Below are 397 nucleotides of genomic sequence, written 5' to 3' on the forward strand. Positions count from 1 at the left end.
GGGCGGCGTGGCGCTGGAGACCGGCGTCGAGGCCCGCATCCGGGAGGCCGCGAGCGAGCTCATCGCCTCCGCCGGCATGGTCGAGGTCGACATCACCGTCACCCTGCCGAACCTCGCCGCGCAGTGGGCCATGGGCAACCTGTCCACGCTGATCGCCGAGCTCGGCCCGCGCTGGCCGGCCTGCGGCCGCGACCTCACCGACGAGGTGGGTCTGGGCGCGATCCTGGCCGAGTCGCTCTACAACCTGAACCTCGCGGCGGTGGCCGAGCGCCAGCGGCTCGAGGCGAACGAGGCCATGGCCACCGCCTTCGGCGAGGTCGACTACATCATCTCGACCACGAACCCCGGCCCCGCCTTCCGGGCCGATGCCACCACCTCCAGCCCGACGGAGAACTTC

At 72.5% G+C, this 397-nt stretch carries 1 protein-coding gene; it reads left to right on the top strand.

Annotation, left to right across the window (positions count from 1 at the left end; all coding sequences use genetic code 11):
- The coding region (locus I6F37_RS43550) for an amidase (protein ID WP_225154917.1) at positions 1-397 on the top strand (397 nt) is incomplete at both ends.

The organism is Bradyrhizobium sp. NBAIM08 (assembly GCF_020193935.1).
Classification (GTDB): domain Bacteria; phylum Pseudomonadota; class Alphaproteobacteria; order Rhizobiales; family Xanthobacteraceae; genus Bradyrhizobium; species Bradyrhizobium yuanmingense.